Origin of the sequence: Paraburkholderia sp. CI2 (assembly GCF_014201055.1) — a bacterium.
In the GTDB taxonomy this organism is placed as follows: Bacteria; Pseudomonadota; Gammaproteobacteria; order Burkholderiales; family Burkholderiaceae; genus Paraburkholderia; species Paraburkholderia tuberum.
This window is the reverse complement of record NZ_JACHDL010000017.1, coordinates 1-24,416: the sequence shown is the minus strand read 5'-3', so window position 1 is coordinate 24,416 and position 24,416 is coordinate 1. Positions and strand designations below refer to the sequence as shown.

The following is a 24,416-nucleotide window of genomic DNA, read 5'->3' as shown; positions in this document are numbered from 1 at the left end:
CGTGCAGTTCAAGTTAATTTCTCTTAGGGAGTAGTGATGCAAAAACGATTCAAACAACTGATGTTGCTGGCTGCCATCGTGCCGACCTTCGCCATGGCTCAAGCGCTGCAGAACCAGGCGCCTGCGGCTCCGGCTGCCGCAGCAGCACCGGTTGATCCGGCCAAGCAAGCTGCCATCAAGGAGCTGCTCGACGCCATCGATGCGCAGAAGCTGGTTGGCGCAATCGGCAACAGCGCGCAGATGCAGGCCAAGCAGCTCGTTCCGGCAATCCTGTCGGACGCGCTGACCGAGAACAAGACGATGACGGACAAGCAGAAGCAGGCCGCCGTGCCGACGCTGCAAAAGAACGCGGTGCCGAAGCTGGTGGACAGCGCGGGCCAGGTGTTCGCGACCGACTCTTTCCGTCAGGACGCGATGCAATCTCAGTACGACGCGTACGCGAAGTACTACAGCACGTCGGAAATCAAGGATCTGACCACGTTCTACAAGAGCCCGACCGGTCGCAAGTTCATCCAGGTGCAAGACCAGGTTGGCCGCGACGTCGTGAACGGTCTGATGCAGAAGTACATGCCGGAATCGATCAAGGCAACGCGTGACCAGGCCGACAAGGAAGTCGCATCGGTCAAGCCGGCTGCCAAGTAAATTCCGCTCGCAGGCTGCGCTGATCAGCCGGCCTGTCGTCGCGCCCGCTGGGCCACCCGGCGTGGCGGGTTGGCGGCGACAATGCGATAATGGTCGTTTGCGCACTGGCGCAGACGGCCATTATCTTTTTCGGCGAGCCATTTCGCAGCTCTTTTCGCCGATTCCCGCGCGACTTCGTTATTTCGCGCCCGCTTCCAGGACCTCACATGCGCGTCTTTAATTTCTCCGCCGGCCCGGCGGCCATGCCTGAAGAAGTGCTGCGCCAGGCAGCCGACGAGATGCTGAATTGGCAAGGCAGTGGTATGAGCGTGATGGAAATGAGCCATCGCGGCAAGGAATTCATGTTGATCCACGAGGAAGCGCTGACCGATCTGCGCGAGTTGCTGCAGGTGCCGGCAAGCCACCGCATCCTGTTTCTGCAGGGCGGCGGCCTCGGCGAAAACGCGATCGTGCCGATGAACCTGCTCGGCTCGAAACCGCGCGCGGATTTCGTCATCACCGGCTCGTGGTCGGAGAAATCGTTCAAGGAAGCGCAGAAATACGGCAGCGTGCATCTCGCCGCGACCGGCAAGACAGCCGAGGGCTTCACCCGCGCGCCGGCGCGCTCGGAATGGCAGCTGTCGGACGATCCGGCTTACGTGCACTTGTGCACCAACGAGACCATTCACGGCGTCGAAACCTTCGAGATTCCCGACCTCGGCGATACTCCGCTCGTCGCGGACGCGTCGTCGCATATCCTGTCGCGCCCGATGGACATCGCCAAATACGGCGTGCTATTCGGCGGTGCGCAGAAGAACATCGGCATGGCCGGCGTGACGGTCGTGATCGTGCGTGAGGACATGCTCGATCGCGCGATGCCGATCTGCCCGTCGGCGTTCGAATGGAAGACCGTCGCCGAGAACAATTCGATGTACAACACTCCGCCCACCTACGCGATCTATATCGCCGGGCTCGTGTTCAAGTGGTTGAAGAAGCAGGGCGGCCTCCTGGCGATGGAGGCACGCAACCTCGAAAAATCGAAGCTGCTGTACGACACGATCGACTCGAGCAGCTTCTATCTGAACAAGGTCGAGCGTGGCTCGCGCTCCCGGATGAACGTACCGTTCTTTCTCGCCGACGAGTCGCGCAACGAAGATTTCCTGTCCGGCGCGAAAGCGCGGGGATTGGTGCAGCTAAAGGGCCACAAGTCCGTCGGCGGCATGCGGGCGTCGATTTATAACGCCGTCCCGCTCGAAGGCGTCAAAGCGCTTGTCGAATACATGAAGGAATTCGAACAGCGCAGTGCCTGAGCCACACTGACCGGCAGGCGTGCGCATCTTTTCCAGCATTTACCCGGCAAAGCCGTTTTACGCATGGACGACGAACTCAATACACGACTCAAACCTCTGCGCGATCGCATCGACGCGCTCGACGCGCAGCTGATCGCGCTCCTGAACCAGCGCGCGTCGGTCGCGCTCGAAGTCGGGGAGGTCAAGAAGCATTTCAACGCACCGGTGTTCCGACCCGAGCGCGAGATGCAGGTGATCGCGCGCCTGCAGGAGATGAGCGCGGGGCCGCTTGCGGACGAACACATCAGCGCGATCTGGCGCGAGATCATGGCCGCAAGCCGCGCGCTCGAAAAGACCATCAAGGCCGCGTACCTCGGGCCCGTCGGCACCTATAGCGAACAGGCGATGCATGAGTACTTCGGTCAGTCGATCGAAGGGCTGCCGTGCCCGTCGATCGATGAAGTGTTCCGCTCGGTCGAGGCGGGCGCCGCCGACTACGGGGTCGTGCCGGTCGAGAATTCGACCGAAGGCGCGGTGTCGCGCACGCTGGATCTGCTGCTGCAAACGCAGCTGACCATCGGCGGCGAACTCGCATTGCCGATTCATCACAACCTGCTCACGCAAAACGGGCTCGCCGGCGTCACGCGCGTGTGCGCGCACGCCCAGGCGCTCGCGCAATGCCAGCGCTGGCTGTCGACCAACGCGCCGCATCTCGAGCGCCAGGCGGTGTCGAGCAACGCGGAAGCTGCACGGATGGCAGCCGAAGATCCGACCGTCGCGGCCATCGCCGGCGACCGCGCCGCGATCCACTACGGCCTGCAGGTCACCAACGCGCTGATCCAGGACGATCCGCACAACCGCACACGCTTCGTCATGATCGGCAAGCAGCCGACCGGTCCGAGCGGCTACGACCAGACCTCGCTGATTGTGTCGGTCGTGAACGAACCCGGTGCGATGGTCAAGCTGCTCGAGCCGCTGGCGCGCCACGGCGTGTCGATGACGCGTTTCGAATCGCGCCCGGCGCGCGTCGGCACGTGGGAGTACTACTTCTATATCGACGTCGAAGGCCATCGCGACGACCCGGCCGTGGCCGCCGCGCTCGCCGGGCTCGGCGAGAAGGCCGCGTTCCTGAAAATACTCGGCTCGTATCCGCGCGCCCGGTAAGGGCCGGCAGCGCAGTCCGGGCGGCGCCAAGTGCACTGCCCGAACGCATATTTCACGATCCATCGTCGTTCGGAGATTTTCATGACAGCGTCTTTCGGCCCTTCCTATGTGCGTGCGATCGCGCCGTACATCGCCGGCAAGCCGATTTCGGAAGTGGCCCGCGAGTTTGGTCTCGACGAGGCGAGCATCGTGAAGCTGGCATCGAACGAGAATCCGCTCGGCATGCCGGAATCCGCGCAGCGCGCGATGGCGCAGGCGATCGCCGACCTCGGCCGCTATCCGGACTCGAACGGTTTCGAACTGAAGGCGGCGCTCGCCGCGCGCTACGGCGTGCCGGCCGAGTGGATCACGCTCGGCAACGGCAGCAATGACATCCTCGAACTCGCCGCGCACGCGTTCGTCGAGAAGGGCCAGGCGGTAGTGTTCTCGGAGTATTCGTTCGCGGTCTATGCGCTCGCAACGCAAGGCGTCGGCGCGCGCGCGATCGTCGTGCCGGCCGTGCACTATGGTCACGACCTCGACGCGATGCTTGCCGCGATCGACGACGACACGCGTCTCGTGTTCGTCGCCAATCCGAACAATCCGACCGGTACGTTCGTCGACGGTCCGACGCTCGAGGCGTTTCTCGGCAAATTGCCGCGCCATGTGGTCGTCGTGCTCGACGAGGCGTACACCGAGTATCTGTCGGCGGACAAGCGCTATAACTCGATCGACTGGGTGCGCCGCTATCCGAACCTGCTGGTGTCGCGCACTTTCTCGAAGGCGTTCGGCCTGGCGGGCCTGCGTATCGGCTTCGCGATCGCGCAGCCCAGCTTGACCGATCTGCTGAATCGACTGCGTCAGCCGTTTAACGTCAATACGCTCGCGCAGGCCGCGGCGATTGCGGCACTGAACGACAGCGCATTTCTGGAAAAGAGCGCGGCGCTGAACGCGCAGGGCTATAAGCTTCTGACCGAGGCGTTCGACAAGCTCGGTCTCGAATACGTGCCATCCGAAGGTAACTTCGTGCTCGTGCGCGTCGGCGGTGACGACGAAGCCGGCGCCCGGGTGAATCTCGCGCTGCTGAAACAGGCTGTGATCGTGCGACCGGTCGGCAACTACGGTTTGCCGCAGTGGCTACGCATCACGATCGGCCTGCCGGAGGAAAACGGAGCGTTCCTCGCGGCGCTCGAAAAGACGCTTGCCGAGCCTGCCGCTGCGTAAGCATTGCTTCCTTGATCCCGCGCGTCGGCCGGCAGGAGCGGCGCGCTTATTGTCCGTATTGTGTGAGCGACGTGGCCGCGTTTTCTTTTAACAAGCTGGTGATTTTCGGTGTCGGCCTGATCGGCGGATCGCTCGCGCGCGCGTTGCGTGAACGCGGCGAGGCCGGTGGGGCACGCACGGTGGTTGGGGTGGGACGGACGTCCGCGTCGAGCGGGCGCGCGTTGGCGCTCGGGGTGATCGACGGCGCCGCGGCGCTCACCGACGACGCCGCGCTGCGCGACGCGCTAGCGGGCGCGGACTTCGTGCTGCTCGCGGCGCCGGTCGCGCAGACACAGCCGCTACTCGAACGCATCGCGCTGCATCTCGACGCCAACACGATCGTCACCGACGCGGGCAGCACCAAGTCCGACGTGGTCGCCGCCGCGCGCGCGGCGCTCGGTGCACGGATCGGCCAGTTCGTGCCGGGCCATCCGATCGCCGGCCGCGAGTCGAGCGGCGTCGACGCCGCGTTGCCCGATCTGTACGTGAACCGCAACGTCGTGCTGTGCCCGCTGCCGGAGAACGCGCCGGAAGCGGTCGAGCGCGTCGCGGCGATGTGGCGCGCCACCGGCGCCTTGGTGCGCGAGATGACGCCGCAGCAGCACGACCGCGTGTTCGCGTCGGTCAGTCATCTACCGCACGTGCTGTCGTTCGCGCTCGTCGAACAGATCCTCAGTTCGCCCGACGCCGCTTTGAAGTTCTCATTCGCGGCGGGCGGATTCCGCGACTTCACGCGCATCGCCGCGTCGAGTCCGGAGATGTGGCGCGACGTCTGCGTCGCCAATCGCGCGGCGCTGCTCGACGAACTCGACGCGTATACCGCGGTGCTCGCGCGCCTGCGCACGGCGATCGAGGCCGGCGACGGCGCCGCGCTCGAAGCGGTGTTCGCGCGCTCGCGCGTCGCGCGCAGTCAGTGGCAGGAGCAGCGCGCGGCTGGCGTGGCCGCCAGCGACGCGTCCAAATAACCGGAAACTGGACACATCATGGAATTCCTCGATCTCGGACCTTTTTCCCGTGCGTCCGGCACGATTCGTCTGCCCGGCTCGAAGAGCATCTCGAACCGCGTGCTGCTGCTCGCCGCGCTCGCCGAAGGCGAGACGACGATCACGAACCTGCTCGATTCCGATGACACCCGCGTGATGCTCGCCGCGCTCGAAAAGCTTGGCGTACGTCTGAAGCGCGACGGTGACACCTGCGTCGTGACCGGCACGCGCGGCGCGTTCACCGCGCGAACGGCCGACCTGTTCCTCGGCAACGCGGGTACGGCGGTGCGTCCGCTGACCGCGGCCCTCTCCGTGAACGGCGGCGACTACCGGATCCACGGCGTGCCGCGCATGCACGAGCGGCCGATCGGCGATCTCGTCGACGGCCTGCGCCAGATCGGCGCGAAGATCGACTACGAACAGAACGAAGGCTATCCGCCGCTACGCATCCGTCCCGCCCAGATCACGGCCGACGCGCCGATCCGCGTGCGCGGCGACGTGTCGAGCCAGTTTCTGACCTCGCTGCTGATGACGCTGCCGCTCTTGCGCACCGCAAGCGGCGTCACCACCCTGCAGGTCGACGGCGAGCTGATCTCGAAGCCGTACATCGAGATCACGATCAAGCTGATGGCGCGCTTCGGCATCGACGTCGAGCGTCACGGCTGGCACCAGTTCGTGGTGCCGGCCGGGCAGCGTTATCAGTCGCCAGGCGCGATCATGGTGGAAGGGGATGCGTCGTCGGCGTCGTATTTCCTCGCCGCGGGAGCGCTCGGCGGCGGCCCGCTGAGAGTGGAAGGGGTGGGCCGCGCGAGCATCCAGGGTGACGTCGGCTTTGCCGATGCGCTGATCAAGATGGGCGCGAACCTGCAGATGGGCGAGGACTGGATCGAAGTGCGCGGCGTCGGCAACGACCATGGCAAGCTCGATCCGATCGACATGGACTTCAACCTGATCCCCGACGCGGCGATGACGATCGCGGTCGCCGCGCTGTTCGCGGACGGCACGACCACGCTGCGCAACATCGCAAGCTGGCGCGTCAAGGAAACCGACCGCATCGCCGCGATGGCGACCGAGCTGCGCAAGGTCGGCGCGAAGGTGCAGGAGGGCGAGGATTTCCTCGTCGTCACGCCGCCCGAAAAGCTCATCCCGAATGCCGCGATCGACACCTACGACGACCACCGTATGGCGATGTGCTTCTCGCTCGTGAGCTTGGGCGGTGTGCCGATCCGCATCAATGACCCGAAGTGCGTCGGCAAGACGTTCCCCGATTATTTCGAGCGCTTCACGGCGCTCGCGCAACCCTGATGCAATCCAGATTCGCGTGCGAATCGCCCGATGTGCGACATTTTTAGATGAAACCGATCCGTCCCTTTCACCAGACGCCCGTCATTACGATCGACGGCCCCAGCGCCTCCGGCAAAGGCACTGTGGCCGCGATGGTGGCCGCCAACCTCGGCTTTCACCTGCTCGACAGCGGCGCGCTCTACAGGCTCGCGGCACTCGCGAGCCTGCGCTACGGCATCGCGGCGGACGACGTCGACGCACTTGTCAAACTGATCGACGACCTTCATATCACGTTTCGCGAGGGGCTCGCGCAGCTCGACGGCGTCGATGTATCGACCGAAATTCGTGCCGAGGAAGTGGGCAGCCGCGCCTCGGCGATCGCCGTTCACGCGCCGGTGCGAACCGCGCTGGTGGCGCGTCAGCGGGCGTTTCGCAAGGAGCCGGGGCTCGTCGCCGACGGGCGCGACATGGGCACCGTGATCTTTCAGGATGCCGTGCTGAAGGTGTTCATGACGGCGAGCGTCGAGGCCCGCGCGACGCGCCGGCATAAGCAATTGATCCAAAAAGGATTTTCTGCTAATATAGATGACTTGCTCCGGGATTTGCGTGAGCGCGACGAGCGTGACAGTCAGCGCGCGGCCGCGCCGCTCAAGCCCGCGGCGGATGCAAAACTGCTTGATACCTCCGCATTGTCGGTCGACCAGGCGGTCGAGCAGGTGGTGCAATGGTATGAAGCGCTGGTCCCGCATGCGTAAATGAAACGGTCATGCGGTAGTGGCCAGACAGCGGCAGTCCTGTTGTTGGTAGGTGCTTCGCGATGGTCGCGAAGCGTTGTTTTTTTAACCCTTTAACCCCGCGTGGCGTTCGCGTATTTGCCGCAGTTGCTGACCAGTCCGGTGAGCCAGGCGTTGCGAAGACCATGCAAACTCTGATTTTTATGTCCGACCTGCAAACCTCTACCCCGAATACCGAATCTTTTGCGGCTCTGTTCGAAGAGTCGCTGACCAAGCAGGACATGCGCGCTGGCGAAGTGATCTCCGCGGAAGTCGTGCGTGTCGACCACAACTTCGTGGTCGTGAACGCTGGTCTGAAGTCCGAAGCCTACATCCCGCTCGAAGAGTTCCTGAACGACGCGGGCGAGGTAGAAGTGCAGGCGGGCGACTTCGTTTCCGTCGCGATCGACGCGCTGGAAAACGGCTATGGCGACACCATCCTGTCGCGTGACAAGGCGAAGCGTCTGGCTTCGTGGCTGTCGCTGGAAAAGGCGCTGGACAACAACGAACTCGTAACCGGCACGATCACGGGCAAGGTCAAGGGCGGTATGACCGTGATGGTCAACGGCATTCGCGCGTTCCTGCCGGGTTCGCTGGTTGATACGCGTCCGGTCAAGGACACCACCCCGTACGAAGGCAAGACGCTCGAATTCCGCGTCATCAAGCTCGACCGCAAGCGTAACAACGTCGTGCTGTCGCGCCGCGCTGTCATCGAGGCAACGCAAGGCGAAGAGCGCGCGAAGCTGCTCGAAACGCTGAAGGAAGGCGCGATCGTCGAAGGCGTGGTCAAGAACATCACCGACTACGGCGCGTTCGTGGACCTCGGCGGTATCGACGGCCTGCTGCACATCACGGACATCGCTTGGCGTCGTGTGCGTCACCCGAGCGAAGTTCTGTCGGTTGGCCAGGAAGTCACCGCGAAGATCCTCAAGTTCGACCAGGAAAAGAACCGCGTTTCGCTCGGTATCAAGCAACTGGGCGACGATCCGTGGGAAGGCATCTCGCGCCGTTACCCGTCGGGCACGCGTCTGTTCGGTAAGGTCACCAACATCACCGACTACGGCGCATTCGTCGAAGTGGAATCGGGCATCGAAGGCCTCGTCCACGTGTCGGAAATGGACTGGACCAACAAGAACGTTGCTCCGTCGAAGGTTGTCCAATTGGGCGACGAAGTCGAAGTCATGGTTCTCGAAATCGACGAAGACCGCCGTCGTATCAGCCTCGGCATGAAGCAGTGCAAGCCGAACCCGTGGGACGACTTCAGCCGCAACTTCAAGAAGGGCGACAAGATCAGCGGCGCCATCAAGTCGATCACCGACTTCGGCGTGTTCATCGGTCTGCCGGGCGGCATCGACGGTCTGGTTCACCTGTCGGATCTGTCGTGGAGCGAAACCGGCGAGGAAGCCGTTCGCAAGTACAAGAAGGGCGACGAAGTGGAAGCGATCGTTCTCGGCATCGACGTCGAGAAGGAACGTATTTCGCTGGGTATCAAGCAGCTCGAAGGCGACCCGTTCAGCAACTACGTTGCAATGAACGACAAGGGTTCGGTCGTCGACGGTACTGTCAAGTCGGTGGACGCGAAGGGTGCTGTGGTCCAGCTGTCGGGTGAAGTCGAAGGCTACCTGCGTGCTTCGGAAATCGCCCAGGACCGCGTGGAAGACGCTCGCAACGTGCTGAAGGAAGGCGACAAGGTCAACGCGATGATCATCAACATCGATCGCAAGTCGCGTGGCATCAACCTGTCGATCAAGGCGAAGGATTCGGCTGAGCAGCAGGAAGCCATCCGCGGTCTCGCTGCTTCGGATTCGAGCGCAGCCGCTACCGGCACGACGAACCTCGGCGCGCTGCTGAAGGCCAAGCTCGACGGCCAGAACCAGTAAGCCTGAGAGGTCTGCTGCAGTATGACCAAATCGGAATTGGTCGCCCAGCTGGCTACGCGGTTTCCGCAACTTGTTCTCAAGGATGCGGATTTCGCGGTGAAGACGATGCTCGATGCGATGTCGGAGGCACTTGCCAAAGGTCATCGCATCGAAATTCGAGGCTTCGGCAGCTTCGGGCTCAACCGCCGTCCCTCCCGCGTTGGACGCAATCCGAAGTCGGGCGAGAAGGTGCTGGTACCTGAGAAGTACGTACCGCACTTCAAGCCAGGCAAGGAATTGCGCGAGCGGGTGGATCGTCGCGCGGGCGAGCCGCTGAAGGCCGAAGAGCCGGATGACGACCTTTAATGAGTCCGCTGTGCGTCTTGCAGCGTGGCATAGCTAGCGTCAGCGGCCAAAGCCAGTCGGCAAAAGACCAGGAAAAGCGCCTTCGGGCGCTTTTTTTTCGACCATCGTTTGAGAAGAGGGCGCCTTCCGGTGCGGCCTTTGCATTTCGCGAATCACCCGTCAGTGCGCCATCCCGCCACTTGCTGCCCAGCCCCGAGGTCATCCATTACAATACGGGTCACTTCGGCGCGGGCAACACCGTGGCGCGACGCGTCATCGAGCCGGCGTCACCCCGCAACTGCCGTCAAGAGATCTATTCATGAAATTTATCGTCTGGCTGATCCGTGTGCTGGTGTTCGTGCTGCTGCTGGTGCTGGCGCTCTCCAACACGCAACCCGCTACGCTGAATTTCCTCGCCGGCTACGTCTGGTCGGCGCCTCTGATTTTGATCGGTCTCGCGTTTTTCGTGATCGGCTTGCTCGCGGGGCTCGTGTCGGCGATGCCGGCCGTCGTACGTCTGCGCATGGAGAATGGCCGGCTCAGGCGCGAGTTGCGCGTGGCGCGCGAAACTCCAGCCGTCGTCGAGCAGCCGCCGATGCCGCCGCTGATCTGAACTCCGTTGCGCCGCGCGCTCTGAGCGCGGCTTTTCGTTTTTCGCTTTCCCGCACATTTGCATTAATCGCATGGATCTAGACTTCTGGTGGCTGCTGGTCATACCCGTCGCATTCGCGTTCGGCTGGATGGCGGCGCGCTACGACCTCAAGACGCTGCTGTCCGAGAGCGCGAACCTGCCGCGGTCCTATTTTCGCGGCCTGAACTTCCTGCTCAACGAGCAGCCCGACCAGGCGATCGACGCATTCATCGAGGTCGTCAAGCTCGACCCTGAAACGGTCGAATTGCATTTCGCGCTCGGCAATCTGTTCCGCCGGCGCGGCGAAACGGATCGAGCGATCCGCGTGCATCAAAATCTGCTGAGCCGCGCGGACCTGCCTGTCAGTGAGCGCGATCACGCGCTGTACGAACTCGGCCAGGACTTCCTGAAAGCGGGTCTGCTCGACCGTGCCGAGGAAACCTTCCGCTCGCTGCAGGCGGGCGATTACGCACTCGGCGCTCAACGCGCGCTGTTGACGATCTACGAGATCGAGAAGGACTGGGTCAAGTCGATCGATACCGCGCGACATCTCGAAACGATGGGCGCGCCATCGCTCGAGAAGGAAATCGCGCAGTTCCATTGCGAACTTGCTCAGGAAGCGCTGCAGCAGAAGAAACCGGACGAAGCGCGTCATCAGCTCGGTCTCGCGCTGAAGGCGAACCCGACCAACGTGCGCGCGACGATCCTGTTCGGCGACGTCGACGCGGCCGGCGGCGCGTCCGAAGCGGCGATCGGTCAATGGCGCGGCGTCGAGGAGCAGAACCCCGCGTATCTGCCGCTCGTCGCCGAGAAAATCATGAAGGCGTATGAAGCGCTTGGCCGCGCGCAGGAGGGCGCCGATCTGCTGACCACGTGGGTCGACCGTCATCCGAGCAACGATCTGCTCGACGTCGCGTATCAGTACGTCGCGTCGCTGCGCGGCGCCGATGCCGCGCATGCGCTCGCGCGCACGCAGATGCAGAAGTCGCCGAATCTGGCCGGCATGACGCGTCTGCTCGAAGCGCAGCAGGCCGTCGCCGAAGAGCCGCGGCGCAGCGAGCTCGAACTGATGCACACACTGATCCGCCAGCGCACCAAGAATCTGCCACGCTATACGTGCCAGACTTGTGGTTTCCGGGCGCGGCTTTTCTACTGGCAGTGCCCCGGATGCAGCGGTTGGGAAACCTATGCACCGCGCCGCGTCGAGCCGATTACCGCGTCGAGTTGACGCCGCACGGGCGGCTTTGGCCGCGTCGGCGTTCATTGCGACGCAACCGCTCCGCGAATTTCGCAACGAGTTTATCGCCGGCCTCATGAGCGGCATTCATTACCGGAACCTTCCACCGGAAAGCGTATGAAAATCACCATTATCGGCACCGGCTATGTGGGCCTTGTCACCGGCGCCTGTCTCGCCGAAATCGGCAATGACGTCTTCTGTCTCGACGTCGATCAGCGCAAGATCGACATCCTCAACAAAGGCGGCGTGCCGATTCACGAACCGGGCTTGCAGGAGATGATCGCCCGCACGCGCGCGGCTGGCCGCATCACGTTCTCGACCGATGTCGCCGCGAGCGTCGCGCACGGCGACGTGCAGTTCATCGCGGTCGGCACGCCGCCCGACGAAGACGGCTCCGCCGATCTGCAATATGTGCTCGAGGCCGCGCGCAACATCGGCCGCACGATGAATGGTTTCAAGGTGATCGTCGACAAATCGACGGTGCCGGTCGGCACCGCGCAGCGCGTGCGCGCGGTGATCAATGAAGAGCTCGCGAAACGCGGGCTCGCCGGCAGCGCGCAGCATCGCTTCTCGGTCGTGTCGAATCCGGAGTTCCTGAAGGAAGGTGCGGCCGTCGACGACTTCATGCGCCCCGACCGTATCGTGATCGGTATCGACGAAGACGAACCGGGCGTGCGGGCGCGCGAAATGATGAAGCGTCTGTACGCGCCGTTCAACCGCAATCACGAACGCACGCTGTACATGGACGTTCGCTCGGCCGAGTTCACCAAGTACGCGGCCAACGCGATGCTCGCGACGCGCATCTCGTTCATGAACGAGATGTCGAATCTCGCGGACAAGGTCGGCGCCGACATCGAAGCGGTGCGCCGCGGCATCGGTTCCGATCCGCGCATCGGCTATCACTTCCTGTATGCGGGCTGCGGCTATGGCGGCTCGTGCTTCCCGAAGGACGTGCAGGCGTTGATTCGCACCGCGAGCGAGAGCGGCCACAACCTGCGGATTCTCGAGGCGGTCGAGGAAGTGAACTACCAGCAGAAGGACGTGCTCGTGAACAAGATCACCGCGAAGCTCGGCGAGGATTTGAGCGGCCGCGCGTTCGCGGTGTGGGGTCTCGCGTTCAAGCCGAATACCGACGACATGCGCGAGGCGCCGAGCCGTCGCGTGATCGGCGAGTTGCTTGCGCGCGGCGCGAACGTGCGTGCGTACGATCCGGTCGCCGTGACCGAGGCGCGTCGCGTCTTCGCGATGGATCTGCACGCTGCGCCGGAGCAGCTGGCGCGTCTCACGTTCACGAGCACTCAGGACGAAACGCTGATCGGCGCCGACGCACTCGTGATCGTGACCGAATGGAAGGAGTTCAAGAGTCCTGATTTCGTGCATCTGAAATCGGTGCTGAAGACACCGCTGATTTTCGACGGCCGCAACCTGTACGAACCGGACGCGATGACCGAGCTCGGTATCGACTACCACGCCATTGGACGCCCCTATGCCCAACCCTCTGAACTTCCGGTCGATGCCTGAGGCCATGCCCGCGGCGCCCGCGTCCACGACGGCGCAGAAGCTCACGGTCGTGCCGCGCGCGCAGCTCAACGCGGCGCGCGTGCTGGTGGTCGGCGACGTGATGCTCGACCGATACTGGTTCGGCGACGTCAACCGCATTTCTCCGGAGGCGCCCGTGCCGGTCGTGCACGTGCAGCGCCAGGAAGATCGGCTGGGCGGCGCGGCGAACGTCGCGCGCAACGCGGTCGCGCTCAGCGCGCAGGCGGGTCTTTTGTGCGTGGTCGGTCATGACGAGCCCGGCGAGCGCATCGTGCAGCTGCTCGGCGAAAGCGGCGTCACGCCGCATCTGGAACGCGATCCGGCCTTGCTGACGACGATCAAGCTGCGCGTGCTGTCGCGTCAGCAACAGTTGCTGCGCGTCGATTTCGAAAACTCGCCGGCACACGAGGTGCTGCTCGCGGGCCTCGCGCGTTTCGACGAGCTGCTGCCATCGTACGACGTGATCCTGATGTCCGACTACGCGAAGGGCGGCCTCACGCACGTCACGCAAATGATCGCGAAGGCGCACGCGGCCGGCAAACCGGTGCTCGTCGATCCGAAGGGCGACGACTGGGAGCGCTATCGCGGCGCGACGCTGATCACGCCGAATCGCGCGGAATTGCGCGAGGTCGTCGGACAGTGGAAGTCCGAGGAAGATCTGATCGCGCGCGTCACGAAGCTGCGCGCCGAGCTCCAGTTCAAGGCGCTGCTGCTGACGCGCTCGGAGGAGGGCATGACGCTGTTCTCCGACGATGGCATCCTGCACGCGTCGGCCGTTGCGCGCGAAGTGTATGATGTGTCGGGCGCGGGCGACACCGTGATCGCGACACTCGCCGCGATGCTCGGCGCGGGTCTTTCGCTCGTTGACGCGGTGGGACTCGCGAATCGCGCGGCCGGCATCGTGGTCGGCAAACTGGGCACCGCCACCGTCGACTACGACGAACTCTTTTCCTGATGCAGCCCGCGGGGCGCCGTCGTCCGACGGACCAGCGGACCCCGCGCGGCGTTGACTGAACGAAGCTCACTACCGCAGGATCACCATGACCGTCATCGTCACCGGCGCGGCCGGTTTTATCGGCAGCAATCTCGTGAAGGCGCTCAACGAGCGCGGCGAACAGCGCATCATCGCCGTCGATAACCTCACGCGTGCGGACAAGTTCAGGAATCTGGTCGACTGCGAAATCGACGACTATCTCGACAAAACCGAATTCGTCGAGCGCTTCAGGCGCGGCGACTTCGGCAAGGTGCGCGCGATATTCCACGAAGGCGCCTGCTCGGACACGATGGAAACCGACGGCCGCTACATGATGGACAACAACTACCGCTATAGCCGCGACGTGCTGGACATCTGCCTCGCGCAGAACGTCCAGTTCCTGTACGCGTCGTCGGCGGCGACGTATGGCGGCTCGAGCCGCTTCGTCGAGGAGCGCGAGGTCGAGCAGCCGCTGAACGTGTACGGCTATTCGAAGTTCCTGTTCGATCAGGTGATTCGCCGCGTGCTGCCCACCGCGAAGAGCCAGATCGTGGGCTTCCGTTATTTCAACGTCTACGGTCCGCGCGAAACGCACAAGGCGCGCATGGCGTCGGTCGCGTTTCACAACTTCAACCAGTTCCGCGCCGAGGGCAAGGTCAAGCTGTTCGGCGAGTACAACGGCTATGCGGCCGGCGAGCAGACGCGCGATTTCATCTCGGTCGAAGACGTCGTCAAGGTCAACCTGTTCTTCTTCGATCATCCGGAGAAGTCAGGCATTTTCAATCTCGGCACCGGCCGCGCGCAGCCGTTCAACGATATCGCGAGCACCGTGGTCAACACGCTGCGCGCGCTGAACAACGAGCCGGCGCTGTCGCTCGCGGATCAGGTGCAACGCGGGCTGATCGAATACATTCCGTTCCCCGACGCGCTGCGCGGCAAGTACCAGTGCTTCACGCAGGCCGATCAGTCGAAACTGCGCACGGCCGGCTACGACGCGCCGTTTCTGAGCGTGCAGGAAGGTGTCGATCGTTACGTGCGTTGGCTGTTCGGCCAGGTGTGATTCGTACGTCATCCTCTTTAAACTGGAATCTCCTGGCCGGTGATGGTCGCCGGCCAGTGGCAACAGGGAGATTCCAATATGTTTCGAAAAGTACTGGTTACCGCGGCGATGCTCGCCGCTTTCGGCCACGCGTATGCGGCGGTCGACGTCAATACGGCTAACGAAGACGCGCTGCGCGGCATCAAGGGCATCGGTCCGGCAAAAGCCAAAGCGATTGTCGAGGAACGTAATGCGCACGGCCCGTTCAAGGACGCGGCGGATTTCGGCAAGCGCGTCAAGGGCATGGGCGGGCACACCATCGAGCGCCTGCAGGCGGAGGGTCTCGCTGTCGGACCGGCTGGCGCGGCTGCTAGCACGCAGGTTGCGGCAACTGCGGCGGGCAAGGAGCCGGCCGCTACGGCCGCGTCCGCCGCCACGCAGAAGGGCGCCGCCGCAGTGGCGGTGAAGAAGTAAGCGGCCGCGAGCCGTGCGCGTGCCATGCTGACGAGCGGCTTGCGGCGCGTAGGGTTCGCGAACGTTCCATTGCATCGATTGGTACACACGTTTTCCCGCGGCTCGCAGCCGCGGGCTTTTTGCGTAGCAACCGCCATGCATCCATGCGGACAGAAGGGCTGCAGGGCAGCGCCGGAGATCGTGGTTTAGAATCGATGGATTGAAGACACTCTTTCGCGCATCGATCGCTAGACCCCATATGGCATACCAAACGATTGAAGACACGGTCGGCAATACGCCGCTCGTACAACTCGTCCGGCTTCCCGACGACGAGATCCGTAGCCGCAACAATGTGATCCTCGCGAAGCTCGAGGGCAACAATCCAGCGGGGTCGGTGAAAGACCGGCCGGCGTTGTCCATGATCAAGAAGGCCGAAGCGCGCGGACGCATCAAGCCGGGCGACACGCTGATCGAATCGACGAGCGGCAACACCGGCATCGCGCTCGCGATGGCCGCCGCAGTCCGCGGCTACAAGATGGTGCTGATCATGCCGGAAGATCTGTCGGTCGAGCGCCGCCAGAGCATGGCCGCTTACGGCGCGGAAATCATCCTGACGCCTGTCAAAGGCGGCATGGAGTACGCGCGCGATCTCGCCGAGCAGATGCAGCGCGAAGGCAAGGGCATCATCCTCGATCAGTTCGCGAATCCGGACAATCCGGCTTCGCACATCGAAGGCACGGGCCCGGAAATCTGGCGCGACACGGAAGGGCGCATCACGCACTTCGTGTCGTCGATGGGCACGACCGGCACGATCATGGGCGTGTCGACGTATCTGAAAACGCAGAACGAGCAGATCGAAATCATCGGCGCGCAGCCGGAAGAGGGCTCGCGTATTCCGGGTATTCGCAAATGGCCGGAAGCGTATCTGCCGAAAATCTTCGACCGCAGCCGCGTCGACCGCGTGGAGAACGTCAGCCAATCCGCGGCCGAGGCGATGGCGCGCCGCCTGGCGTCGGTCGAAGGCATCTTCGCGGGCATTTCGTCGGGTGGCGCGTGCGAAGTCGCGCTGCGCATCGCGCGTCAGGTCGAGAACGCGACGATCGTGTTCATCGTCTGCGATCGCGGCGACCGTTATCTGTCCACGGGGGTATTTCCAGCGTAAGCGGGTCGCCGGGCGCCTTCGCGGGCACACGAGTTAATAAAAAGCGCCGGTCGAGCCGGCGCTTTTTTTTGCGTCTTTCAACGCGAGGCGCCCGCGGCGACTCGCGGTGTGACTCACTGCGAATCTGAGTTCGACTGATCCGCCTGGCCTTGCGACGCGCTGCCGTTGTTGGCCGCTTTTGCGGCATTCGCCGCGTCGATCGCTTGCATCTGCGCCTTGACCTTCTGACCCAGCTGATACACCGCGAGCGCATAGAAGAAGCTGCGGTTGTAGCGCGTGAGCACGTAGAAATTCTTCAGGCCGAGCACGAACTCGGTGCCGCGTCCCGGTGTCGGCAGATCGACCACCGTGACCGGGGTGCCCGCTTCGGAAGCAATGTCGACGTTCGGCTCGTTCAGCACGAGGCCGGCACGCAGCAACTGGTCGAGCGGCCAGTGCGGCTCCGGCTGCCCATTGGCCGCGGCCTGCGCGACACCGAGGCTGCCCGCGTCCGAGCCGATTCGCCATACCACCGGCCGGCCGCTTTCCCAGCCGTTCTGGCGCAGATAATTCGCGACGCTGCCGATCGCATCCGCATCGCTCGTGCGCAGATCGATGCGCTTGTTGCCTTCGTAGTCGACCGCGTATTGGACGATGCTGCTCGGCAGGAACTGCGGAATGCCGATCGCGCCGGTGTACGAGCCGAGCACCGTGTTCGGGTCGATTTGCGCGTCGCGCGTCCACACCAGGTAGTCTTCGAGATTCTTGCGGAAGGTCGCCTGGCGGTCCGCGCGATTCGCGGTGTTCGGATAATCGAAGCTCAGCGTGGTCAGCGCATCGAGCACGCGGAAATCACCCATGTAGCGACCGTAGATCGTCTCGACGCCGATGATGCCGACGATCATCTCCGGCGGCACGCCGAACTCCTGATACGCGCGCTGCAGCGTGGCCCGGTTCTCGCGCCAGAACTGCACGCCGGCATTGACGCGCACCGGGTCGAGGAAGCGCGCCTGATACGAGCGCCAGTTCTTGACCGACGGCGTCGATGACGGGGTGACCAGCTTCACTGCGGTCGCCGAGTAGCTGACGCCGGTGAACAGCGCGTGCAGCGACGCTTCGTCGAAATCGTAGCGCGCGACCATCTCGTTGATGAACGCATCGACGTTCGCGTTGTGCGCATAGCGCTGCGGAATGATCTCTTCCTCGAACGTCTGTCCTTGCGGTACCGGCTGCTGCGGCTGGCTTTGCGCGAGTTGCACCGGCGCTTTCCTCGTGGCGCTTTGCGCGCTCGCGGGACTTGCTGCGATGAACATGCACGATGCGACGATCAGTGAGGCGGCGTGGGTGCCGAGGCGAAGCCGGTGGCGTGGGGATCCTGCGGACAGAGCAAGCTTGACGGTCATGGTGAGCAGTGAGCGCGATGCGTGAAAGGCTGGAAGCAGTCGGAAAGCGGCAGGAACGAAACGGCGAATAACGGGTCGGGGAAGTATATCCGACGACTCCCGCAAAACCGTGCTGAATCGGCGACAGCGGCGTCGTGTGGTAACTTGACGAATGGAGGCGCGCGGGGGCGCGCGCCGCTCGACGGAGACACGCCGCGCGCGCAGTTCATGCGTCGCGCCGTAGAAGAGACGCACAACACGAACTATGGCAACAGGCTTCTATTCCCACCCCGACTGTCTGCTGCACGACATGGGGCAGTGGCACCCCGAGTGTCCCGCGCGCCTGCAGGCGATCGAGGATCAACTGATCGCAAGCCGCATCGACGCGCTGATCGAGCGCGAATCGCCGCCGCTCGTCGACGAGGCCGCGCTGCTGCGAGTGCACACGCAGGCGCACGTCGACTACATCCGCGGTCGCTCGCCCGTCGAGGGCGTCGCCGAGATCGATCCCGACACGACGATGAATCCGCACACGTGGCAGGCCGCGCTGCGCGCGGCGGGCGCGGCGGTCGCCGCCACCGACGCGGTGATCGAAGGCCGCTACGACAACGCGTTCTGCAGCGTGCGGCCGCCGGGCCATCACGCGGAGCCGGCGCGTGCGATGGGCTTCTGCTTTTTCAACAACATCGCGATCGCCGCGCGCCACGCGCTCGACGTGCATGGTCTCGCGCGCGTCGCCATCATCGACTTCGACGTGCATCACGGCAACGGCACCGAGGCCGCGTTCTCGGGCGACCCGCGCGTGCTGATGTGCAGTATCTTCCAGCACCCGTTCTATCCGTTCACGGGCGCCGACAACCAGGCGTCCAACATGTGCAACGTGCCGATGCCGGCGCGTTCGAACGGCATGGCCGTGCGCGAAGCGGTCGATATGCTGTGGTTGCCGCGCCTGCACGAATTCAGGCCGGAGATGCTGTTCATCTCGGCCGGCTTCGACGCGCATCGCGAGGACGACCTCGGCAACATGGGCCTCGTCGAAGACGATTACGCGTGGATCACCGACCAGATGCGCGAGATCGCGCGGCGTTATGCGCGTGGGCGCATCGTCAGTTGTCTCGAGGGCGGCTACAACCTGTCGGCGCTCGGGCGCAGCGTGGTCGCGCACGTGCGGTCGCTGGCGGAGATCTGAGGTTGCCGGACTGCACGCGGCGACAGTGGCTCGAAAGCCAGCGAGCGAAAATCGACATTCACGTACCGAGGAGCGAGCCATGAACGCCAGTCCCGCCAGCACCGGCGACGCGTCGCTGGTCACGATCGAACACGACGCGTATCGCGTAGCGGGCGTCGTGCACGTGACGATGAATCGGCCCGATGCGTTCAACGCGCTGTCCGAAGCGTTGCTCGACGGACTGCAGCAGACGCTGACCGGGATCGCGAAGACCGATGCCCGCGTGGTCGTGATCGCCGGCGCTGGCCGCGCGTTCTGCGCGGGGCACGACCTGAAGGAAATGCGCGCGGCGCCATCGCTTGCTTATTACCAGCAACTGTTCGCGCGCTGCACGAAGCTGATGCTGACGATCCAGCGCATGCCGCAGCCGGTGATCGCGCGCGTGCATGGCATCGCGACCGCCGCCGGCTGCCAGCTGGTCGCAATGTGCGATCTCGCGGTCGCCGCCGATACCGCACGCTTCGCCGTATCGGGCGTGAACCTCGGATTGTTCTGCGCGACACCGTCGGTGCCGCTGTCGCGCAACCTGTCGCGCAAGGCCGCGCTAGAAATGCTGCTGACCGGAGATTTCATCGACGCCGCCGAAGCGCGCAAGCAGGGGCTCGTGAACCGCGTCGCCCCAGCCGATGCGCTCGACGACGAAGTCGCGCGGCTCGCCGCGAGCATCTGCGCGAAGCCGGTCGAAGCTGTCAGCGCGGGCAAGGGCCTGTTCTACCGGCAGCTCGAAATGGGTATCGAAGCCGCGTACCAGCTCGCGGGGCAGACGATGGCCTGCAACATGATGGACGACTCGGCGCTCGAAGGCGTGCAGGCTTTCATCGACAAACGCGCGCCGAAGTGGAAGCGGTAGTCGACGGCCAGCAAGCGCCGCGTCTTGTCAACTCGGTCCCACCGCCCGCCTTTCGATCCACTCGACCAACGCCTCGATCACCCGATCGCGATCGAGGTCGTTCATCGTCTCGTGGTAGCTACCCTCGTGCAGCGTGAGCGTCTTGTCCGGCGAGCCCGCGTGCTCGCCGAACGCGCGGCTGCCGTCGGGCTCGGTCACTTTGTCGTCGGTGCCATGAAACACGAGCAGCGGCATGCGCAGCCTCGCGCGTCCGCGTTCGATGCGCGCCATCGCGAGCAGCAGCTCGGCGCCCGTGCGCGCCGGAATCGCGTCGTGATGCACGAGCGGATCGTTGAGGTTGGCTTTGACCACCGGCTGAAGGCGCGAGAGCAGCGCAGGGTCGATCTTCATCGCCGGGAAGGTTGGGTAGACGCGGCTGATCACCTGGCTTAGCGCGAGCATCCACTTCGGCACGTCGCGGCCCGGCGCGAGCGCGGGGCTCGACAGGATCAGGCCGGCGAGGCGCCGCCCGCTCGCGTCGAGGCGCTCTATCGCATACAGCGCCGCCACCGCGCCACCCATGCTGTGACCCATCAGGAATAACGGCGCACAGCTTTGCGCGGCGGCGTCGAGCAGCGCCTGCGCATCGAGCAGGTAGTCGTCGAAGCGTTTCACATAGGCGCGCTTGCCGGGCGCGTGGCCGTGGCCGCGCAGATCGATCGCGACGAGTTCGATGCCCGCCGCGTTGAGCCGGCCCGCAACGGCGGCGTAACGGCCGGCGTGCTCGGCGAGGCCGTGCAGCAGCGCGACCGTCGCGCGTATGGGCCCGTTCGGCCGCCAGCGATACAGCGGCAATTCGATGCCATCGCCGGTCGTCACCGACCCGCGCTGCGGCGCATCTTTATTGAGACTGCCGGCGCTCGCGCGCACGGTGTGGCTCGGAGAAGTCTGCATGGCGGCGGCCTGTGCTGAAGGTGAGTGGCCCGATCATAGTCGTAGCGGCGCGAAGCGCGTGAGCTTCGTGCATAAGGCGCGGCTCTAATGCCCGCAGGTTATGAAAAGATCGAAATTGATTATTAAAGGGCATGTCGTCGCTGCGGTAGAATGACGACCTCAAATCCCAATAAAAGAAACGGCGGCCGCTTGTCGGGAGCACGATGCTCGCCGGCAGCCTCCGCCGTTTTTGTTTGTCCATGATCGAAATACGCAATGTTTCCCAGCGGTTTGCCGGATCCCGGGGGTGGGTCGAGGCGCTGCACAACGTCAATCTGACGATTCCGGCGGGCGAGGTGTTCGGCATCATCGGCCGCAGCGGCGCGGGCAAGAGCACGCTCGTGCGCACGATCAACCTGCTGACGCGCCCATCCGAGGGCAACATCCTCGTCAACTGCCGCGATCTGACGACGCTGCCCGCCGCGCAACTGCGCGACGCGCGTCGCGAGATCGGCATGATCTTCCAGCACTTCAATCTGTTGTCGTCGCGCACCGTGTACGAGAACGTCGCGCTGCCGCTCGAACTGGCCGGCATGAAGCGCGACGAGATCGAGGCGAACGTGCTGCCGCTGCTCGAGCTCGTCGGTCTGTCGGCGCAGAAGGACCGCTATCCGGCGCAGATCAGCGGCGGGCAGAAGCAGCGCGTGGGCATCGCGCGTGCGCTCGCGAGCAAGCCGAAGGTGCTGCTGTCGGACGAGGCCACCTCCGCGCTCGACCCCGAAACCACCCGCGCGATCCTCGATCTGCTCAAGCGCATCAACCGCGAACTGAACCTGACGATCGTGCTGATCACTCACCAGATGGACGTGATCAAGCAGGTCTGCGATCGCGTCGCGGTGCTCGACGCGGGCCGCGTCGTCGAAGAGGGCAGGGTGATCGACGTGTTCCTGCAGCCGCACCACGAAGTCACGCGCGCGCTGATCGGCGACGTGATCGCGCAGGAGCTGCCGCCCGCCATGAAGGCGCGCGTCGCGCAGCGGTTGAAGACCGGCAGCGGCCATCTGCTGCGCCTCGCGTTCACCGGTTCGGGCGTCGATCAGCCGATCCTGTCGGAGACGATTCGCCGCTACGAGCTCGACTTCAACATCCTGCACGGCCAGATCGACGAAATCCAGGGGCAGGCGTTCGGCTCGCTCGCGGTACTCGCGGGCGGCGATCCGGCCAAGGTCGCGCAGGCGATCACGTTTCTGCGCGAGCAGGGTGTCGTAGTGGAGGAGCTCTCGCATGTTGAGTGAAATGTTCGATATGTTCGTCCAGTCGTTCTGGGAGACGCTCATCATGGTGGGCGTCTCCGGACTGATTGGCGCTGTGGTCGGCGTGCCGCTCGGCGTGCTGCTGTATTTGACCAACCGCCAGGGCGTGCTCGAAAACGTCGCGTTGAATCGCGTGATGGGCGTGATCGTCAACGCGGTGCGCTCGACGCCGTTCATCATCCTGCTGGTCGCGGTGATTCCGTTTACGCGACTTGTCGTCGGTTCGTCAATCGGCACCGCGGCCGCGATCGTGCCGCTGACGATCGCCGCGGCGCCGTTCATCGCGCGCCTGGTCGAAACGGCACTGCGCGAGGTCGATCGCGGGCTCATCGAGGCGGCCCAGGCGATGGGCGCGACCACCAGCCAGATCGTCTTCAAGGTGCTGTTGCCGGAATCGCTGCCGGGGGTGGTCGCCGGGTTGACGATCACGTTCGTGTCGCTGGTCGGCTATTCGGCGATGGCCGGCGCGATCGGCGGCGGCGGTCTTGGCGACCTCGGCATCCGCTACGGCTATCAGCGCTTCCTGCCGGAAGTGATGCTCGCGGTCGTGCTGATACTGATCGTGTTCGTGCAACTGGTGCAGTCGTTTGGGGATTGGCTCGTGCGTCGTCTGAGCCACAAATAAACAAGGGCGTTCGGAAGCCCGCTAATAAAGATTCGGAAAAGGTCCATCATGCAACGTCGCTTCATTCTCAAGCTGGCCGCCGCATTCGGCGCGGCAACGCTCTTCGCCACCACCGCGGCGCATGCCGAAGACACGATCAAGGTTGGTGTCACCGGCGGCCCGCACGCGCAGATCATGGACGTCGTGAAGACGGTCGCCGCGAAGAACGGCCTGAACATCAGGATCGTCGAATTCTCCGACTACGTGCAGCCGAACGCGGCGCTCGCGGGCGGCGATCTGGACGCGAACAGCTACCAGCACGGCCCGTACTTGCAGGCGCAGGTGAAGGATCGCGGCTACAAGCTGATCCGTATCGCCGATACGGTCACGTACCCGATGGGTATCTACTCGAAGAAGGTGAAGTCGCTCGCCGAACTGCAGCCGGGCGCGAAGATCGCCGTGCCGAACGACCCGACCAACGGCGGCCGCGCGCTGCTGTTGCTGCAGAAGCAGGGCTTGCTGAAGCTGCGCGCCGAGGCGGGCCTGAAGGCGACGCCGCTCGACATCGTCGACAATCCGAAGAAACTAAAGATCGTCGAGCTTGACGCGGCGCAGATTCCGCGTTCGCTGGGCGATGTCGATGCCGCCGCGATCAACACCAACTTCGCGATGGAAGCGGGCCTCAAGCCAACGCAGGACGCTATCGCGATCGAGGACCGGAAAGGTCCCTACGTAAACGTGATCGCGATTCGCGAAGCGGACAAGAACAAGCCGTGGGTCGCGAAGCTCGTCGCGGCGTACCACTCGCCGGAAGTGAAGCAGTTCGTCGACAGCAAATTCGGCGGCTCGGTGATCACCTCCTGGTGATGCAACGCCCGCGGACCTCGCAGAACACGACGGCAATGCGAAATTAGAGGTCTGAGTCGGAACCCGGGGTTGTCTCCCGGGTTTTTTGGAGATTAAAATAGAACGATCGTTCGGTATTGCCGGCACGCCGCTGAGGAGCGATATCCTCCCGCAAAGCGCCCGCGACACGGCTGTCATGAGGGCAGTCGCTATAATGTTCATCGGGTTGACGTATTCGTAACTTTGGAGCGTGTGCATGAAAATTCTGGTGCCAGTGAAAAGAGTGGTCGACTACAACGTGAAGGTCCGCGTGAAATCGGACGGTACGGGCGTCGATATCGCGAACGTGAAAATGTCGATGAACCCGTTCGACGAAATCGCGGTTGAAGAAGCCGTGCGTCTGAAGGAAGCGGGCGTCGCGACCGAAGTGATCGCCGTGTCGGCCGGTGTTGCGCAGGCGCAGGAAACGCTGCGCACGGCGCTCGCCATCGGCGCGGATCGCGCGATCCTGATCGAATCTGGTGAAGACCTGCAGCCGCTCGCCGTCGCGAAGCTGCTCAAGGCGCTCGTCGACAAGGAGCAGCCGCAACTGGTGATCCTCGGCAAACAGGCGATCGACGACGACTCCAACCAGACCGGCCAGATGCTCGCCGCGCTCGCGAATCTGCCGCAGGCGACGTTCGCGTCGAAGCTTGTCGTGGCGGACGG

General features: G+C 64.0%; 23 protein-coding genes and 1 pseudogene. 22 read left to right on the top strand and 2 right to left on the bottom strand.

The genetic code is table 11. The features are described from left to right. Window positions 1-36: 36 nt before the first annotated feature. The 16 genes from HDG32_RS22310 (at window position 37) to cysM (ending at window position 16,594) form a co-directional block, all read left to right on the top strand. A complete protein-coding gene (locus HDG32_RS22310) occupies window positions 37-642 on the top strand; it encodes a DUF2059 domain-containing protein (protein WP_184027684.1) in 606 nt (201 codons plus the stop codon). Between the two features lie 206 nt (window positions 643-848). After that, window positions 849-1,931, top strand: coding sequence for a 3-phosphoserine/phosphohydroxythreonine transaminase (serC, locus tag HDG32_RS22305; RefSeq protein ID WP_184070725.1), 1,083 nt, complete (start codon window positions 849-851; stop codon window positions 1,929-1,931). Between the two features lie 63 nt (window positions 1,932-1,994). Next, window positions 1,995-3,074: a prephenate dehydratase gene (gene pheA / locus HDG32_RS22300; protein WP_018421374.1), complete on the top strand. Its 1,080-nt coding sequence runs from the start codon at window positions 1,995-1,997 to the stop codon at window positions 3,072-3,074. A gap of 81 nt (window positions 3,075-3,155) precedes the next feature. After that, window positions 3,156-4,277 (top strand): histidinol-phosphate transaminase, encoded by a 1,122-nt coding sequence (hisC, locus tag HDG32_RS22295; RefSeq protein WP_184070723.1) that lies wholly within the window; start codon window positions 3,156-3,158, stop codon window positions 4,275-4,277. Window positions 4,278-4,339: 62 nt separating this feature from the next. Further along, the gene (locus HDG32_RS36590; RefSeq protein WP_311540334.1) at window positions 4,340-5,281 is read left to right on the top strand and encodes a prephenate dehydrogenase/arogenate dehydrogenase family protein; all 942 of its coding nucleotides are present in this window, start codon (window positions 4,340-4,342) and stop codon (window positions 5,279-5,281) included. An 18-nt stretch (window positions 5,282-5,299) separates the two neighbouring features. Continuing rightward, entirely contained in the window at window positions 5,300-6,604 is a 1,305-nt protein-coding gene (gene aroA, locus HDG32_RS36585) for a 3-phosphoshikimate 1-carboxyvinyltransferase (protein WP_260336553.1), read from the top strand. Between the two features lie 47 nt (window positions 6,605-6,651). Further along, window positions 6,652-7,338, top strand: a complete 687-nt coding sequence (gene cmk, locus HDG32_RS22285; RefSeq protein WP_184070721.1) for a (d)CMP kinase — start codon at window positions 6,652-6,654, stop codon at window positions 7,336-7,338. Between the two features lie 164 nt (window positions 7,339-7,502). Continuing rightward, window positions 7,503-9,236 carry a 30S ribosomal protein S1 gene (rpsA, locus tag HDG32_RS22280; protein ID WP_008921410.1) on the top strand — a complete coding sequence of 578 codons (1,734 nt, stop codon included), beginning with the start codon at window positions 7,503-7,505 and terminating at the stop codon, window positions 9,234-9,236. 21 nt (window positions 9,237-9,257) lie between these two features. Beyond that, a complete protein-coding gene (locus tag HDG32_RS22275) occupies window positions 9,258-9,581 on the top strand; it encodes an integration host factor subunit beta (protein ID WP_006050255.1) in 324 nt (107 codons plus the stop codon). Window positions 9,582-9,879: 298 nt separating this feature from the next. Further along, window positions 9,880-10,173, top strand: a complete 294-nt coding sequence (locus HDG32_RS22270; RefSeq protein ID WP_013090140.1) for a lipopolysaccharide assembly LapA domain-containing protein — start codon at window positions 9,880-9,882, stop codon at window positions 10,171-10,173. A gap of 70 nt (window positions 10,174-10,243) precedes the next feature. Then, complete coding sequence (gene lapB / locus HDG32_RS22265) at window positions 10,244-11,419, top strand: lipopolysaccharide assembly protein LapB (protein WP_184070720.1); 1,176 nt, start codon at window positions 10,244-10,246, stop codon at window positions 11,417-11,419. A 126-nt stretch (window positions 11,420-11,545) separates the two neighbouring features. Next, window positions 11,546-12,949, top strand: coding sequence for a UDP-glucose/GDP-mannose dehydrogenase family protein (locus tag HDG32_RS22260; RefSeq protein WP_090801314.1), 1,404 nt, complete (start codon window positions 11,546-11,548; stop codon window positions 12,947-12,949). After that, entirely contained in the window at window positions 12,915-13,922 is a 1,008-nt protein-coding gene (rfaE1, locus tag HDG32_RS22255) for a D-glycero-beta-D-manno-heptose-7-phosphate kinase (protein ID WP_090801312.1), read from the top strand. The genes HDG32_RS22260 and rfaE1 overlap by 35 nt, the downstream gene beginning before the upstream one ends. A gap of 85 nt (window positions 13,923-14,007) precedes the next feature. Continuing rightward, window positions 14,008-15,000: an ADP-glyceromanno-heptose 6-epimerase gene (gene rfaD, locus HDG32_RS22250; RefSeq protein WP_184011054.1), complete on the top strand. Its 993-nt coding sequence runs from the start codon at window positions 14,008-14,010 to the stop codon at window positions 14,998-15,000. A 78-nt stretch (window positions 15,001-15,078) separates the two neighbouring features. After that, entirely contained in the window at window positions 15,079-15,453 is a 375-nt protein-coding gene (locus tag HDG32_RS22245) for a helix-hairpin-helix domain-containing protein (RefSeq protein ID WP_184070718.1), read from the top strand. 238 nt (window positions 15,454-15,691) lie between these two features. Beyond that, a complete protein-coding gene (gene cysM / locus HDG32_RS22240; protein ID WP_184070716.1) occupies window positions 15,692-16,594 on the top strand; it encodes a cysteine synthase CysM in 903 nt (300 codons plus the stop codon). A 113-nt stretch (window positions 16,595-16,707) separates the two neighbouring features. Here cysM and mltB read toward each other — a convergent pair whose 3' ends face one another. Further along, window positions 16,708-17,886 carry a lytic murein transglycosylase B gene (gene mltB, locus HDG32_RS22235; RefSeq protein ID WP_184070714.1) on the bottom strand — a complete coding sequence of 393 codons (1,179 nt, stop codon included), beginning with the start codon at window positions 17,884-17,886 and terminating at the stop codon, window positions 16,708-16,710. A gap of 334 nt (window positions 17,887-18,220) precedes the next feature. On the opposite strand from mltB, the gene HDG32_RS22230 reads away from it, so the two are divergent. Together HDG32_RS22230 and HDG32_RS22225 are read left to right on the top strand one after the other, a co-directional pair. Beyond that, entirely contained in the window at window positions 18,221-19,144 is a 924-nt protein-coding gene (locus HDG32_RS22230) for a histone deacetylase family protein (protein WP_090801305.1), read from the top strand. A gap of 79 nt (window positions 19,145-19,223) precedes the next feature. Next, window positions 19,224-20,033 carry an enoyl-CoA hydratase gene (locus HDG32_RS22225; protein WP_184070712.1) on the top strand — a complete coding sequence of 270 codons (810 nt, stop codon included), beginning with the start codon at window positions 19,224-19,226 and terminating at the stop codon, window positions 20,031-20,033. Between the two features lie 27 nt (window positions 20,034-20,060). On the opposite strand, the gene HDG32_RS22220 is transcribed toward HDG32_RS22225, so the two are convergent. Then, window positions 20,061-20,966, bottom strand: coding sequence for an alpha/beta hydrolase (locus tag HDG32_RS22220; RefSeq protein WP_090801301.1), 906 nt, complete (start codon window positions 20,964-20,966; stop codon window positions 20,061-20,063). A 239-nt stretch (window positions 20,967-21,205) separates the two neighbouring features. On the opposite strand from HDG32_RS22220, the gene HDG32_RS22215 reads away from it, so the two are divergent. The 4 genes and pseudogenes from HDG32_RS22215 to HDG32_RS22200 form a co-directional block, all read left to right on the top strand. Next, window positions 21,206-22,240 carry a methionine ABC transporter ATP-binding protein gene (locus tag HDG32_RS22215; RefSeq protein WP_184070710.1) on the top strand — a complete coding sequence of 345 codons (1,035 nt, stop codon included), beginning with the start codon at window positions 21,206-21,208 and terminating at the stop codon, window positions 22,238-22,240. Further along, window positions 22,230-22,883: a methionine ABC transporter permease gene (locus HDG32_RS22210; RefSeq protein WP_184070708.1), complete on the top strand. Its 654-nt coding sequence runs from the start codon at window positions 22,230-22,232 to the stop codon at window positions 22,881-22,883. The genes HDG32_RS22215 and HDG32_RS22210 overlap by 11 nt, the downstream gene beginning before the upstream one ends. Before the next feature lie 48 nt (window positions 22,884-22,931). After that, entirely contained in the window at window positions 22,932-23,729 is a 798-nt protein-coding gene (locus HDG32_RS22205; protein WP_184070706.1) for a MetQ/NlpA family ABC transporter substrate-binding protein, read from the top strand. Between the two features lie 235 nt (window positions 23,730-23,964). Beyond that, a pseudogene (locus HDG32_RS22200) lies at window positions 23,965-24,416 on the top strand (electron transfer flavoprotein subunit beta/FixA family protein); the annotation flags it as partial.

What these genes read in the sequence shown, in the direction of transcription:
- HDG32_RS22310 (WP_184027684.1), top strand. Translation starts at nt 37, where the DNA reads ATGCAAAAACGATTCAAACAACTGATGTTGCTGGCTGCCATCGTGCCG.
- serC (WP_184070725.1), top strand. Translation starts at nt 849, where the DNA reads ATGCGCGTCTTTAATTTCTCCGCCGGCCCGGCGGCCATGCCTGAAGAA.
- pheA (WP_018421374.1), top strand. Translation starts at nt 1,995, where the DNA reads ATGGACGACGAACTCAATACACGACTCAAACCTCTGCGCGATCGCATC.
- hisC (WP_184070723.1), top strand. Translation starts at nt 3,156, where the DNA reads ATGACAGCGTCTTTCGGCCCTTCCTATGTGCGTGCGATCGCGCCGTAC.
- aroA (WP_260336553.1), top strand. Translation starts at nt 5,300, where the DNA reads ATGGAATTCCTCGATCTCGGACCTTTTTCCCGTGCGTCCGGCACGATT.
- cmk (WP_184070721.1), top strand. Translation starts at nt 6,652, where the DNA reads ATGAAACCGATCCGTCCCTTTCACCAGACGCCCGTCATTACGATCGAC.
- rpsA (WP_008921410.1), top strand. Translation starts at nt 7,503, where the DNA reads ATGCAAACTCTGATTTTTATGTCCGACCTGCAAACCTCTACCCCGAAT.
- HDG32_RS22275 (WP_006050255.1), top strand. Translation starts at nt 9,258, where the DNA reads ATGACCAAATCGGAATTGGTCGCCCAGCTGGCTACGCGGTTTCCGCAA.
- HDG32_RS22270 (WP_013090140.1), top strand. Translation starts at nt 9,880, where the DNA reads ATGAAATTTATCGTCTGGCTGATCCGTGTGCTGGTGTTCGTGCTGCTG.
- lapB (WP_184070720.1), top strand. Translation starts at nt 10,244, where the DNA reads ATGGATCTAGACTTCTGGTGGCTGCTGGTCATACCCGTCGCATTCGCG.
- HDG32_RS22260 (WP_090801314.1), top strand. Translation starts at nt 11,546, where the DNA reads ATGAAAATCACCATTATCGGCACCGGCTATGTGGGCCTTGTCACCGGC.
- rfaE1 (WP_090801312.1), top strand. Translation starts at nt 12,915, where the DNA reads ATGCCCAACCCTCTGAACTTCCGGTCGATGCCTGAGGCCATGCCCGCG.
- rfaD (WP_184011054.1), top strand. Translation starts at nt 14,008, where the DNA reads ATGACCGTCATCGTCACCGGCGCGGCCGGTTTTATCGGCAGCAATCTC.
- HDG32_RS22245 (WP_184070718.1), top strand. Translation starts at nt 15,079, where the DNA reads ATGTTTCGAAAAGTACTGGTTACCGCGGCGATGCTCGCCGCTTTCGGC.
- cysM (WP_184070716.1), top strand. Translation starts at nt 15,692, where the DNA reads ATGGCATACCAAACGATTGAAGACACGGTCGGCAATACGCCGCTCGTA.
- mltB (WP_184070714.1), bottom strand. Translation starts at nt 17,886, where the DNA reads ATGTTCATCGCAGCAAGTCCCGCGAGCGCGCAAAGCGCCACGAGGAAA.
- HDG32_RS22230 (WP_090801305.1), top strand. Translation starts at nt 18,221, where the DNA reads ATGGCAACAGGCTTCTATTCCCACCCCGACTGTCTGCTGCACGACATG.
- HDG32_RS22225 (WP_184070712.1), top strand. Translation starts at nt 19,224, where the DNA reads ATGAACGCCAGTCCCGCCAGCACCGGCGACGCGTCGCTGGTCACGATC.
- HDG32_RS22220 (WP_090801301.1), bottom strand. Translation starts at nt 20,966, where the DNA reads ATGCAGACTTCTCCGAGCCACACCGTGCGCGCGAGCGCCGGCAGTCTC.
- HDG32_RS22215 (WP_184070710.1), top strand. Translation starts at nt 21,206, where the DNA reads ATGATCGAAATACGCAATGTTTCCCAGCGGTTTGCCGGATCCCGGGGG.
- HDG32_RS22210 (WP_184070708.1), top strand. Translation starts at nt 22,230, where the DNA reads ATGTTGAGTGAAATGTTCGATATGTTCGTCCAGTCGTTCTGGGAGACG.
- HDG32_RS22205 (WP_184070706.1), top strand. Translation starts at nt 22,932, where the DNA reads ATGCAACGTCGCTTCATTCTCAAGCTGGCCGCCGCATTCGGCGCGGCA.